The sequence below is a fragment of the Ilumatobacter nonamiensis YM16-303 genome (assembly GCF_000350145.1).
Classification (GTDB): Bacteria; Actinomycetota; Acidimicrobiia; order Acidimicrobiales; family Ilumatobacteraceae; genus Ilumatobacter_A; species Ilumatobacter_A nonamiensis.
The window spans coordinates 22299-34505 of sequence record NZ_BAOL01000030.1 but is presented as its reverse complement, the minus strand read 5'-3'; the positions used below and the strand labels follow the sequence as shown (position 1 = coordinate 34505).

Genomic DNA, 12207 nt, shown 5'->3' with positions numbered 1-12207 from the left:
GCTCCGTGCGCGAACTGTTCACGAGAACGCCGGTTGGTCGCCAGACGCTCGGTCGACCGTTCTCGCCGAGGCCCTGCTCACGGGCTCGCGCGATCCCGGGTGGCGGTACCGGCGGGCCGTAGAGTCTGATCCCGTGGCTGTGTACGTGCCTGAATCCTTCACGTCGGACGAGTCCGACGTCCTGCGTCGGTACTTCACGAACCTGGACGGGCCCGTGTTCGCCCTGGTCAACCTGCCCGAGGTGGTCAAAGGTGCACTCTTCGCTCGATACAGCCGCAGTCCGAAGTCGCTCCGACGGCTGTTCCTCGACGAGTTCGTCGGTGATCTCGACATCCGTGGCGACCAGTCGATCGACGCCACGGTCGGTCTCGACCGCGCCGAGGAGCTGTACGAGCGGGTGTTCTTCGACTACGGCGACGACTCGGTCGCGCAACTCGGCGGCGTCCATCTCGCGTGTGAGCAGGCGTCGAACCTGCTGACGAAGGTGCTCGAGTGGGGGCGGCTGATGAGCTACCTCGAACAGAGCACGCGCTACATCGCGTACGACAGTCGCCTCGGGGGACGGTACCGGTACTACCGCGATCCCGCCGTGCTGGCCTCGCCACTCGGCACGCGGTACGTCGGCGACCTCGATCGCATCTTCGATGCCTACAGTCAGTGCGCCGAGTTCGTGACCGACCACGTTCGGGACACGGTCGAACGCGGGCCCGACGACAGCGAGTTCGTGTATCGCACGGCGACGCGGGCCAAAGCGCTCGATGCCGTACGGGGGATGCTCCCGGCAGCGGCCACCTCGAACGTGGGCATCTACGGCACGGGCCAGGCGTTCGAGGCGCTGCTCCTCCGCATGAGGTCGCACCCGCTGCCCGAGGCACGGTCGTACGCCGACCTGATGCTCCACGAACTGCGGAAGGTGATCCCCAGCTTCCTCCGTCGTGTCGACATCGCGGAGCGCGGCGGCCGCTGGAGCGAGTACCTCGCCGACACCCGGGACCGTTCCGGTGAAGCCGTCGCCGACCTGCTCGGGGGAGCACCGGTCGAGCCGGCCGCCGAAGTGACGCTCGTCGACTTCGACCCCGATGCCGAGGACAACATCCTGGCCGCCATCTGTTACTCGCACTCGTCGCTCCCCGAGACCCAGATCCTCGAGAAGGTGCGGTCGTTCGGTGTCGACGAGCGGATGTCGCTCCTCAAGGCCTACATCGGCGACCGGCAGAATCGACGCCACAAGCCGGGCCGCGCGTTCGAGCGCAGCTTCTACCGCTTCGACGTGCTCAGCGACTACGGCGCGTTTCGCGACATGCAGCGCCACCGCATGCTCACGATCGAGTGGCAGCGGCTCACCCCGAATCACGGCTACACCCGTCCGGAGTTGGTGGAGGAAGCCGGTGTCGGCGGGTTGTTCGACGAGACGATGAGTCGCTCGGCGGCGCTGCACGACGATCTGCTCGAGAGCTACCCGGAGCAAGCGGCGTACGCCGTGTCGATGGCGTACCGCATGCGGTACAACATGCAGTTCAACGTGCGTGAGGCGTTCCACATGCTCGAACTGCGATCGTCGCCACAGGGTCACCCGTCGTATCGCCGAGTGGCGCTCGACATGCACCGGTTGATCGCCGAGCAGGCCGGCCATCATGCACTGGCGGCTGCGATGAGTTTCATGACGACGGAGGCTCCCGAACTCGAACGGCTCGAATCCGAGCGCCGCGCCGAGCAACGGAGAGGCACATCTCCCGAGCTGTGACGGGTGTCACAGCACTGCCATCCGACGGTCGCCATGCCTTTGCGTATGCTCCGCCGAACCGGACCTGCATCCGCACGTTCCTGGGACGACACGAATAGCGATCGCGAGCAACATGGCTGACGACGAAACTTTGGACGACGACATCGAGGAAGAAGACGGTGACGACGAGGGCGACGACCTCGACGATCCCGATGCCGATGAACTCGACGAGGACGACGACGATTCGTCGACCGACGACGACGATGACGGCGACGACGATGACGACGACGAAGAAGGTGACGAGGACGACGCGCCGCGAACCAAGCGCAAGAAGCGCAAGGACGACGATGACGACGACGATGACGACATGGTCGACGACGACGACGTCGAGGAGGATCTCGACAAGATCCTCAAGGATCGCCTGGTCGCCAACGACGACGATGACGACGATGATGACGACGAAGCCGATGTGTCACCAGGGGACACCCGTGGCGAAGGCGGCGAACGCTTGCAGCCGAAGCAGCAGAACGAACAGCTCTGCAACTCGTGCTTCCTGCTCGTGAAGACGTCGGCCCCCAACTGTCCCGTTGGCGACGACGATTGCCCGATCTTCTCCTGAGTTCGAACGATCCAGTGATGCGTCGGGGCCGAGCACACGACGCGAGCTCGGTCCTCCGGGTAGCGATCGACCTACTGGTCTACGCGCCGATCGGGCTCGGGGCGATGCTGATCGAGGACGGTCCACGGGCGGTCAAGCAGGCTCGCCAGGAGTTGAACAACGCCCGGTTCATCGGTCGGTTCACCGTCGACCAGGGTGTCGCTCAGGTGCGCAGCCGGCTCGAGGCCGCAGCGACGAGCCCCACCGAGACCACCGTGGCCGAGGATCCATCGAGGGACTCGGTTCCGGCCTCCACCAGCGATTCCGGTGCGAATAGCCAGGAATCGACGGCGACCTCGGGCGACCCGCTGCCGGACGTCGCCGACCTGGCCCTCCCTGACTACGACACGCTGCCCGCGATCGACATCGTCGCAAAGCTGGAAGCGCTCGACTCCGCGAAGCGGGACGAGATCGGGCGGTACGAAACCGCTCACCGTCGGCGCCGGACGGTTCTCGGCAAGCTCGCGCAGCTGGCCGACCAGTGATCGATCCTCTGGTTCGCCCGGCCGCCCCCGATGACGCCGACGACATCGCCCAACTCGAACTTCTCGAAACCGAGGCCCGAGCTGCGTTGGTCGGCCAGCGCGGCGGCGACCGCTGGCTGATCGAGCATCCGCCCGTTGGTTCCGGCTGGGTCGAGCGGTGCCGGGCACCGGGGGTCGATGTCGCCGTTGCGCACATCGACGAGACCGTCGTCGGATACTTGGTCGCCGTGCTCGGCGACGACCAGATCCTGCGCGTCGATCAGGTGTGGGTCACCCCGCAGGCACGTGAGAACGGCTTCGGTGACACGATGCTCGAGTTCGTCATGGAGCGCGGCAAGGCTGCAGGCGCGATGGCGGTCCAGGGCGAGTCGTTGCCGGGCGACCGCCACACGAAGAACCTCTACGAGCGTGCGGGCATCGTGGCCCGCCTGATCACGACCTACCGCGAACTCTGAGAATCAGCGGCCCGTCCACTGGGGAGTGCGCTTCTCGATGAACGCGGTGAGGCCCTCCTTGAGATCCTCCGACGACATCACCTTGCCCATCGCGGCATCGGTCATCTGCTTCAACGTGTCGTCGTCCTGATCCTCGCTCGCGAGAACCACCTTGCGGCTCTCCCACACGGCGAGGGGAGCGTTGGCGGTGATCTGCTCGGCGAGTCGCAGCGCTTCGGTCGTTGCCTCACCCGGTTCCACGAGACGTGACACCAGTCCGAGCTCGTAGGCGCGTTCGGCAGGAATCGGCTCGCCGGTCAGGATGGCTTCCATCGCCGCGGACTTCCCGATCGCCCGCGGCAGGCGGAACAATCCGCCGGCACCGGCGATCAGGTTCCGCTTGACTTCGGCGAGACCGAACGCCGAGTTCCTGGACGCCACCACGAGATCGGCGGCGAGCACGATCTCACATCCCCCTGCCGTTGCGAGACCATCGACCGCGACGATCACCGGCTTCTTGCGTTCCCGATACACGAACCCGGCGAAATTGCCGCGGGCCGTGCTGAGTCGCGCGGCATCGCCGCTGTTGATCGCCTTGAGATCTGCGCCGGCGCAGAAGACCGGCTTGGACTGACCCTCGGTGTTGGCCTGGAGGACGCCGATCCAGACCTCGTCGTCGGCTTCCATCTGGTCGATGGCGGCCTCCATTCCCTCGGCAACGTCGCCGTTGACCGCGTTGCGGGCCTCGGGACGGTTCAGGGTGATGAGCGCAGTCCGCTCGCGGGTTTCGTACGTGACGATGTCAGCCATGACCGCCGAGCGTAGAACTCGTCGACGGACCGCGGCGAATCACGTGGTGGTGGTGTCGTCCCCGTCCGGCTTCGCCGACTCCGATTCCGGTGACGGTTCCGTGGAGGCCTCGGGATCGGGTGCTGCGCCGGCCTCGTCCGTCGGGGACGCGGTCGGCTCGTCGGTTCCCTGGTCGGGCGTCTCGGCCTTCTCGGCAGCGCGGTCGTTGCTCGACGGCGTGTCGTTCTCGGGCTTGGCTGCCTCGGGCTTGTCGGCCTGGGGCTTGTCGGCCTTGGGCTTTTCCGCCTGGGACTTCGCCGCGTCGCGACCGCCGTCTCGCCGTCCCTCACTTCCGCCGTCACGGCGCGCCGGCTTCTTGCGCTTGTCGTTGCGCGGGCCGGGCCGGAGCGGCTTCGGCCGCGGAGCACCTGCGGGAACCTCCACGCCGAGGAGCTCGGCGATCTGGGGGAGCAGCGGGCCGAGGCGGAGCGCGGTCTTGCGCAGATCGTCGGTGATCGTCGTCGGCGGCTCGGTCGGCGTCACCAGCGTGCGCACCGGCGAGAATGCAGCGGCTTCCATCACCGCAGCCCACCGATCGGACGAGTCCTCGGGTGTCAGACCGGCAGTGGCGGCGGCGCCGAGCTTGCGGGCGAGTTCCGGCGGGAACATCACTCCAGCTTTCGGCGGCTGCGACGAGAGGCGGAGGGCGCGGATCGAACGGCCGACGGTGAGTGCCGCATCGACGTCCTCGAGCCAGAGCTTGAGCTCCTGCTCCTGCTTCTTCACCAGTGCTTCCTTCAGCTGAGTCGCGATCTCGCGAGTCGACTCGTCGCGGGCGACGATCGGGTCGTCGCTGGCTGCGACCACGCTGCGCACATCGCGCAGGTCGAGGTTCTCCATCTGGCGCAGCGCAGCTTCGGCACGGTCGAGCCAATCGGCGACGCGAAGTTTCGGCATCAGGCTCTCGGCCATCTTCAACACACTGTCCTCGGGCATCGTCGGCTTGCCGGCCTCGGCGAGCTTCTTGTTGTCCTCGGCGAGACGTGAACGGACGGCGGGCATGCCTTGGATGGCGAGTTCGGCGATCGGACGTTGCTCCTCGGGAATCTCGGCGAGCACTTCGTTTCGGCGAGCCTTCCCGGGGCGGAGCCGTTTGGGCTTCGGACGCTGCGGAACCTCGGGCGGCGGGTCGAAATGGGGACGGCGGGGTCCGCGACGATCGCCACGCTTGTCTCCGCCACCGCTGCCTTCCTCACCATCTCGGCGGCGACGATCGCCACCGCGTCCGCGCTTCGGACCACGCCCGCCGCGATCACCACGATCACTCCGGTCACGCTTCGCCCGCGTCTCGATGACGGCTTGAAAGTTCTCCTCGACCGGAAGCAGCTCGAGCAGGTCGGGCGCCGGCTTCTCACGACCCTTGATGATCGAGAGGACCTGGATCCCGTCGAGTTCCTGCTCGATCTCGGCCTTCATCTCATCGCCGACGGCCGAACCGTCGGGAAGAATCTGTCCGTCGAGCACGCCTTTCGGCACGCGGGCTCCGGCTGCACGCCATGTCCAAGAGCCGTCGGCGAGCGCGCTCGTCAGCTCGATGTCAATCCTGCGGGGCATAGCGCCCCAACGTACCGCTTCAACGAATCAGAAACGATTCGATACTGCCGGAGCGATCGACGTCAGGGGCACGGCGCCGACGTGTCGAAGTCGAATCCCCCCACGGCTGACTCCGGTTGAGAACTCCGGTACGGCATCGATACGGTGCCGCCGTGGCCATCTACGCATTGGGAACCCAGGAACCGACGATCAGCGGCGAGGCATTCGTGCATCCCGACGCAACCATCATCGGATCGGTGACGATCGGGTCGCAGTCATCGGTGTGGCCGGGCGCGGTGCTGCGTGGCGACGGCGGCGAGATCACGATCGGCGAACGCACCAGCGTGCAGGACAATGCGGTCCTGCACACCACGCCGATCTGGCCGACGATCGTGGGGAGCGACTGCGTCCTCGGCCACCTCATCCATCTCGAAGGCTGCACGATCGAGGATCATGTCCTCATCGGCAACGCGTCGATGGTGTTGCACCGATGCGTGGTGCGGACCGGGTCGATCGTCGCAGCGAACGCGGTGGTGTTGAACGACACCGAGGTGCCGAGCGGCGCGATCGCGGTGGGAACGCCGGCCACGATCAAGGAGGGCCGAGCCCGTCGCGAGGACATCGACCTGGGGAGTCAGGAATACGTGCGCAGAGCGGCCCAATATCGGACCGATCTCCGCCGTCTCGACTAGCTCCGCCGACGAGCGGCTCAGCTGGCGCGAGCGCGCACCCCGATCGGAGCGATCAGCCGGTAGCCGGCGGCATGGCGCTGGTCCTCGGACTCGCCGCCCCAGAAGCCGTACTCGTGGTGGTCGCGAGCGAAATCCATGCATTCGACGCGCACCGTGCACCCGGCGCAGATCGCTTCGGCGGCGTCCTCGCGACGCTCGCGTGCTTGCGGTCGTTCCGCTGCGGTCGGAAAGAACAGGTGCGTCAGGCCCTTGCAGGCCCCCTCCCGCATCCAATCATCCGCGTCTGCGTCGGTGCCAATGGCCAAAGCCGGCAGGTCGATCGTCGTCATGAAATCTCGTTCCCCTCGAGTGTCCGGACCGTCGAAAACCCCGTTCGACGGTCGTTCCTGGCGTATCAAGGCGCACAGTAGAGGAAATCAACCGCACAGTCAATTGTGGTCTACAACCATTTGTGTCAGCTCGCCCGACAGTCCGAATCCAGCTCGGTCAGGAGGCTCCGCAGACCCGCCGCGAAGCGCTCGACATCCTGTTCGGTCGTGTCCCAGGCGGTCATCCAACGCACTTGGTTCACCGTCGCGTCCCAGTCCCAGAAGAAGCACCAGTCCCGCAACGGCCCGATCGCCTCGCGACGGAGGCGGGGGAACAGGCTGTTGACCTGTGGACGACCGTCCAGTTCGACGCCCACGATGTCTCGGACCAGTTCATCGAGACGCGCCGCCATGGCGTTGGAGTGCGCGCCCAGGTCGATCCAGAGGTCGTCACGGAGGAGCGCGTTGAGTTGCGCCGACAGGTAGCGCATCTTCGACGGGAGCTGCGTGACCTGCTTGCGGACGAACTCCGACCCCTCCGCGAGCTCTGGCCGGAGAAAGATCACCGCTTCAGCTCCCAGTGCGCCATTCTTCGTTCCCCCGAAACTCATCACGTCGACGCCGGCATCGATGGTGAAGCTGCGCAGCGCGGCAAGATCGCCTCCGAGCGCTGCCGTGGCGTTCGCGATGCGGGCGCCGTCGAGGTGGACGAGCATGCCCATGTCGTGCGCACGAGCACACAGGGCGGACACCTCGTCGGGGGAGTAGAGGGTCCCGAGCTCGGTGGGTTGAGTGATCGACACGACACCAGGCTGGACATGGTGTTGCACGCCTTGGAGGTGAGCGACCGAGTCGAGCATCGTCGGCGTGATCTTCGCGTCGGGGGAGGGAAGCTCGATCAACTTCGTCCCGAGGACGCGCTCGGGAGCGCCGGTCTCGTCGGCCGCGATGTGTGACCAGTTGGTGCAGACGATCGCGTGATGCGGGCCGCGCAGCGCACCCATCGCCGTCGCCAGACCGGCAATGTTTGCCCCAGTCCCGTTGAAACACACGCGAGTGACCACCGGAGCGCCGAACGTGTCGTTGAATCGCTGCTCGCACTCGGCGGTCTGGTCGTCGGCCCCGTAGGCCAGAGCGTGTCCTGTGTTCGCCTCGAGCACGGCCTCGATCACCGACGGATGGGCTCCGGCGGCGTTGTCGCTGGCAAAGGCTCGATTGGGGGCAGGAGGCATCGTGGTCACCGTCCGAGTCTGTCATCCGTTCGGGAGAGATGGGATCCCATCGGGCGAACCGAGCCGCATGGTACGGTTTCGTCATGACGCAATCACAAGCGCGTACACCGAAGGGGGAGCGGTGCCGCTGGTGTCGACGGGTCCTGGAACGGCGCTCGGGGCCGGGCCGACCGCGAGAGTTCTGCAGTCAACGCTGTCGGCAGTGGGACTGGGTCTCTCGTCAGCGAGCGGCGGATCTCGCGCTCGGCACCGATGAGATCGTGATCAGCCGAGTCGAACTCGACCGACTCCACGACGATCTGTACATGCTCGCCTGCGCGGTCGAGGACACCGATCGCGACCTGGCCGAGAGGGCGCCGCTCAGCAACCGCGAGTTGCAGGCCGCGCTCGATTGGCTGCTCCAGAGCGCCCGTCCGCTCCGCGACCGCGAACTCTCCGCTGCCAGCCCTCCCCCCGACAAAACGTCATGACGAAACACTGCGGGGAGGCCCGATCGGAGAGTGCGCGACACGTCGCGATGTCTCGGGCGGACTCCCGTCCCGGTCCGCTGCACCGCTGGCGCAAGCCCTGAACGGGGGTCGACCGGACGTCCGGAGCACCCATACCGCATCATGCCAGCGTGAGCACCGAGAACTCGGGAGCGCCATCAGCCGAGCGCGTCGTCGAGCGCCGGCGGCAGACCGCTCGACGGCGTCGTGGTCGGCGATGACATCGAGGCGACAGCGAGCGCATCGGGAGCACGATCTTCACCGACCGATACCGCCGATAATCTCCGTTATGTCAACCATACGTAACTGAACGGACACACCGAGGGAAATTCACCCCGGTGTCACGCTGTTCTCGAAAACCGACCGTGAGCTGGGGTGGAGTGACAAAGTCTCAGTCTCAACTGTGAATTGAGGGTCGGGATGCAACCCTCAACCTCGACTAAAGATTTGTGTTGAGGGTTGGGAACGTTGAGGATGACCGACATGAACGGTGCAACTCAGACATCCGTCCGGATCCGCATGCTCCAGCTCTTCGTGGCGTTCGTCGTCGCGTTCGTGGGCTGGACGGTCGCAACACCTGCGGCTCATGCGGCGCCGGTGGCACAGGCTCCCGTCGTGTCGGCGGGCTTCATCGGCCTGCGGGTCGGAGCTCAGGGCAACGACGTGGTCGCTCTCCAGCGAGCACTCATCGACGCCGGCATCCCGCTGACCGGAGGTGCCGACGGCGTCTTCGGTGCGGTGACCCGGGATGCGGTCCGCATTTTCCAGCAGGGACGATCGATGCCCGTCACCGGAGAGGTCGACGAGGCGACATCCCAGGCGCTGATCGGAACGTCTGGCTCCTCCGGCTCCTCCGGGTCGTCAGCGTCCAGTGCTGCCGGCCTGACGCAGGGCGCCCAAGGATCGGCCGTCAAGGAACTCCAGGAGAAGTTGATGGCCCGCGGCGCCTACGTCGCGGGTGGTGCAGACGGGATCTACGGCTCGGCGACCGCTCGCGCCGTCCGCCACGTTCAGCTGTGGTTCGGACTCCCCCAGACCGGCACGGTCGACGGGGCGACGTCCAAGGCCCTCGGCCTGTCGGGCGCCTCCGCAAGTTCCGGCTCTGCACCGAGTCCCGCGGCAGGAGCAGCCACATCGTCGGGCAGCGGCTCGTACGTCGGAATGAAGCAGGGCGCCCGTGGTGCTGATGTCAAAGCGGTTCAGCAGGCACTCCAGAGTGTCGGCACCTGGATCCTCGGCGGCGCGGACGGTGTCTTCGGCCCGGCGACCACGTCGGCGGTGAAGAAGTTCCAGTCCGTCAACGGACTCGCCCAGAACGGTGTGATCGGGCAGCGCGAAGCGCAGATCCTCGGCCTCACCTCGGGTTCGGCTCCTGCACCGAGTGCCGCTGATACGAGCGCCTACCTCGGGCTGAAGGTCGGCTCGCGTGGGGCGGAAGTCAAGGAGCTCCAGTCGGCACTGATCAAGGCTGGAGTCACCGTGCGCGGTGGTGCCGACGGAGTGTTCGGCAGCGTGACCAAGTCGGCGCTCGCCCAGTACCAGAAGGCCGTCGGGGTCACCGCCAGCGGCACCGTGAATCAAGGGACGATCAACAAGCTGGGTCTCGGGTCGTCGAACGCCCCGCAAGCTTTCGCCAGCGGCGGTTCCTCCGGAGGTTCATCGGCAGCGGCCGCGGGCTACGTCGGCCTGAAGGTCGGCTCACAGGGCACCAAGGTGAAGGAACTCCAGCGAGCACTCCAGGAAACCGGCCTCGTCGTCCGCGGTGGCGCCGACGGGGTGTTCGGCTCGGCGACTCAGTCGGCGCTCAAGGCCTTCCAGAGTGTGAACGGGATTCCTCAGACCGGCGTGACCACCGCCAAGGGTGTCGCGATCCTGGCTCTCGGCAACGGTGGCGGACAGTCTGCGACGAACCCGAACGCCGGGTCCTTCTCGATGAAGCACTTCCCGGTCCAGGGTCTGTGCTTCTTCGGTGACACGTGGCATGCAGCCCGCGGCGGGGGTCGTCTCCACGTCGGAGTCGACATCATCGCCAACGAGGGCAACGAACTGTATGCGGTCGTCGACGGCACGATCTCGAAGAAGTACTGGGATCAGCCCGGTGCGCTCTCCGGCAACGGCGTCCGCGTCCAGCATGCAAGTGGCACCTACTACACGTACCTGCACATGATGGATTTCGCCCCCGGCATCAAGGTCGGAGCGAAGGTGAAGGCGGGCGACGTGATCGGTTGGGTCGGCAACACCGGCTCGAGTGCCACGCCGCATCTCCACTTCGAGATCCATCCGAACGGTGAGGATGCCATCAACCCGTACCCGCACGTGAAGGCGATCGACGCCTGCAGCAAGCGCTGACCACTTGGGCCCGAAGGCCGGCGTCGGTTGGTCGACGCACACATCGATGAGAACGTGGAAGGCGAGCTTCGGCTCGCCTTCTGCGTTCACCGGACGCGGCGGGGATCGGGAGATTCCGGCGGCCCTCCCCTGCCAGCGACGGCGGCGATCCGCCTCACGAACCTTCATTTCGTCATGCGGAAATGCACGTACCGGACGACCTTCGGCGCCGAGACGCTCGGCATCGTGGTCGTTCCGACGTTCATGGAATGATCGTGCGATGCCGAGCTTCACGATCGATCATCCGCTGCGATTCGGGATCTTCCTGCCGCCCATGCACAAGACCGGGGTGAACCCCACGCTTGCGATGCACCGCGACCTGGAACTGATCGATCACCTCGATCGACTCGGCTATGCAGAGGCCTGGATCGGCGAGCACCACTCGGCAGGCTCGGAACTGATCGCCAGCCCCGAGGTCTTCATCGCTGCGGCGTCGCAGCGCACGACCCACATCAAGCTCGGGACCGGTGTGAATTCGCTGCCGTATCACCATCCCATGGTGCTCGCCGACCGCATCGTCCAGCTCGATCATCTGACCCGGGGCCGGATGATGTTCGGTGCCGGTCCGGGGCAGCTCACCTCCGATGCCGCGATGCTCGGCATCGACCCGAACGATCAGCGGCCACGGATGCATCAGGCGTTCGACGTGATGATGCGGCTGTTCGCGGGTGAGACCGTCACCGAGAAGACCGACTGGTTCACGTGCGAGGAAGCCGTGCTGCAGATGCGGCCGTACAGCAACTTCGACGTGGCGCTCGTGTCATCGGTGTCGCCGTCGGGCTCGAAGCTCGCCGGTCGGTACGGCACGGGGTTGATGTCGATCGCCGCCACGGAGCCGGCGGGTTTCGGTGTGCTCGACTACAACTTCAACGTCTGGCAGGAGGAAGCGACGCTGAACGGGCACACCGCCGATCGGACCGATTGGCGACTGATGGGCCCGATGCACATCGCTGAAACCGAGGCGCAAGCCCGTGAGAACTGCAGGTACGGCCTGCAATGGGTGTTCGACTACCTGAGTCACATCCTGCCGACGGGCGACCCGAACGATCCCCCGCCACCGTCCGACTACGACGAGTTCGTCGACTTCCTGAACGAGACCGGGCGCATGGTGATCGGCACCCCCGACATGGCGATCGCTCAGATCGAGCGACTCCAGGAGAAGACCGGTGGCTTCGGTTGCTTCATGATGATGGGTGCGGACTTCGCCAACTGGCACGCCACGAAGGACCATTGGGAGCTGTTCGCGTACGAGGTGATGCCGCACTTCACCGGCCAGGCGGCGCCGGTCCAGACGAGCTACGACAAGATCATCGACGCCGGCAGCCGCTGGGTCGACGCCACGCTCGGTGCTCAGCTCACCGAGATCGGCAAGTACGAGGAAGAGCGCGCGTCCCGCTGAGCGTTGCATCACGGGCCA

12 protein-coding genes are annotated in these 12207 nt (G+C 66.2%); 8 read left to right on the top strand and 4 right to left on the bottom strand.

Annotated elements, in window-relative coordinates:
• The first annotated feature begins 133 nt into the window (after nucleotides 1–133).
• The 4 genes from ON45_RS04300 to ON45_RS04285 all read left to right on the top strand — a co-directional run bounded on the left by ON45_RS04300 (nucleotide 134) and on the right by ON45_RS04285 (nucleotide 3321).
• Nucleotides 134–1744 (top strand): FAD-dependent thymidylate synthase, encoded by a 1611-nt coding sequence (locus ON45_RS04300; protein ID WP_040492217.1) that lies wholly within the window; start codon nucleotides 134–136, stop codon nucleotides 1742–1744.
• A gap of 112 nt (nucleotides 1745–1856) precedes the next feature.
• Entirely contained in the window at nucleotides 1857–2342 is a 486-nt protein-coding gene (locus ON45_RS22930) for a hypothetical protein (RefSeq protein WP_051062429.1), read from the top strand.
• A 17-nt stretch (nucleotides 2343–2359) separates the two neighbouring features.
• A complete protein-coding gene (locus ON45_RS04290; RefSeq protein ID WP_040492216.1) occupies nucleotides 2360–2866 on the top strand; it encodes a hypothetical protein in 507 nt (168 codons plus the stop codon).
• Complete coding sequence (locus tag ON45_RS04285; protein WP_040492215.1) at nucleotides 2863–3321, top strand: GNAT family N-acetyltransferase; 459 nt, start codon at nucleotides 2863–2865, stop codon at nucleotides 3319–3321. The genes ON45_RS04290 and ON45_RS04285 overlap by 4 nt, the downstream gene beginning before the upstream one ends.
• 3 nt (nucleotides 3322–3324) lie before the next feature.
• Here the strand turns inward: ON45_RS04285 and ON45_RS04280 are convergent, their stop codons facing one another.
• Both ON45_RS04280 and ON45_RS04275 read right to left on the bottom strand, forming a co-directional pair.
• Nucleotides 3325–4110, bottom strand: coding sequence for a crotonase/enoyl-CoA hydratase family protein (locus ON45_RS04280; RefSeq protein ID WP_040492213.1), 786 nt, complete (start codon nucleotides 4108–4110; stop codon nucleotides 3325–3327).
• 39 nt (nucleotides 4111–4149) lie between these two features.
• Nucleotides 4150–5703: a prolipoprotein diacylglyceryl transferase gene (locus tag ON45_RS04275; protein ID WP_040492211.1), complete on the bottom strand. Its 1554-nt coding sequence runs from the start codon at nucleotides 5701–5703 to the stop codon at nucleotides 4150–4152.
• Between the two features lie 152 nt (nucleotides 5704–5855).
• On the opposite strand from ON45_RS04275, the gene ON45_RS04270 reads away from it, so the two are divergent.
• The gene (locus ON45_RS04270; RefSeq protein WP_040492210.1) at nucleotides 5856–6374 is read left to right on the top strand and encodes a gamma carbonic anhydrase family protein; all 519 of its coding nucleotides are present in this window, start codon (nucleotides 5856–5858) and stop codon (nucleotides 6372–6374) included.
• Between the two features lie 17 nt (nucleotides 6375–6391).
• On the opposite strand, the gene ON45_RS04265 is transcribed toward ON45_RS04270, so the two are convergent.
• Both ON45_RS04265 and ON45_RS04260 read right to left on the bottom strand, forming a co-directional pair.
• Nucleotides 6392–6703: a WhiB family transcriptional regulator gene (locus ON45_RS04265; protein WP_051062428.1), complete on the bottom strand. Its 312-nt coding sequence runs from the start codon at nucleotides 6701–6703 to the stop codon at nucleotides 6392–6394.
• Between the two features lie 125 nt (nucleotides 6704–6828).
• Nucleotides 6829–7914 carry a threonine aldolase family protein gene (locus tag ON45_RS04260; protein WP_040492244.1) on the bottom strand — a complete coding sequence of 362 codons (1086 nt, stop codon included), beginning with the start codon at nucleotides 7912–7914 and terminating at the stop codon, nucleotides 6829–6831.
• Between the two features lie 83 nt (nucleotides 7915–7997).
• Between ON45_RS04260 and ON45_RS22530 the strand changes: the two genes are divergently transcribed.
• The 3 genes from ON45_RS22530 (at nucleotide 7998) to ON45_RS04240 (ending at nucleotide 12189) form a co-directional block, all read left to right on the top strand.
• Complete coding sequence (locus ON45_RS22530; protein ID WP_148288520.1) at nucleotides 7998–8384, top strand: hypothetical protein; 387 nt, start codon at nucleotides 7998–8000, stop codon at nucleotides 8382–8384.
• A gap of 501 nt (nucleotides 8385–8885) precedes the next feature.
• Entirely contained in the window at nucleotides 8886–10751 is a 1866-nt protein-coding gene (locus ON45_RS04250; RefSeq protein WP_158412180.1) for a peptidoglycan-binding protein, read from the top strand.
• 259 nt (nucleotides 10752–11010) lie between these two features.
• Nucleotides 11011–12189, top strand: coding sequence for an LLM class flavin-dependent oxidoreductase (locus ON45_RS04240; protein WP_040492204.1), 1179 nt, complete (start codon nucleotides 11011–11013; stop codon nucleotides 12187–12189).
• Nucleotides 12190–12207 lie beyond the last annotated feature (18 nt).

Coding starts and splice junctions, on each gene's coding strand:
- ON45_RS22930 (WP_051062429.1), top strand. CDS start 1,857: ATGGCTGACGACGAAACTTTGGACGACGACATCGAGGAAGAAGACGGT.
- ON45_RS04290 (WP_040492216.1), top strand. CDS start 2,360: ATGCGTCGGGGCCGAGCACACGACGCGAGCTCGGTCCTCCGGGTAGCG.
- ON45_RS04280 (WP_040492213.1), bottom strand. CDS start 4,110: ATGGCTGACATCGTCACGTACGAAACCCGCGAGCGGACTGCGCTCATC.
- ON45_RS04275 (WP_040492211.1), bottom strand. CDS start 5,703: ATGCCCCGCAGGATTGACATCGAGCTGACGAGCGCGCTCGCCGACGGC.
- ON45_RS04265 (WP_051062428.1), bottom strand. CDS start 6,703: ATGACGACGATCGACCTGCCGGCTTTGGCCATTGGCACCGACGCAGAC.
- ON45_RS04260 (WP_040492244.1), bottom strand. CDS start 7,914: ATGCCTCCTGCCCCCAATCGAGCCTTTGCCAGCGACAACGCCGCCGGA.
- ON45_RS22530 (WP_148288520.1), top strand. CDS start 7,998: ATGACGCAATCACAAGCGCGTACACCGAAGGGGGAGCGGTGCCGCTGG.
- ON45_RS04250 (WP_158412180.1), top strand. CDS start 8,886: ATGAACGGTGCAACTCAGACATCCGTCCGGATCCGCATGCTCCAGCTC.
- ON45_RS04240 (WP_040492204.1), top strand. CDS start 11,011: ATGCCGAGCTTCACGATCGATCATCCGCTGCGATTCGGGATCTTCCTG.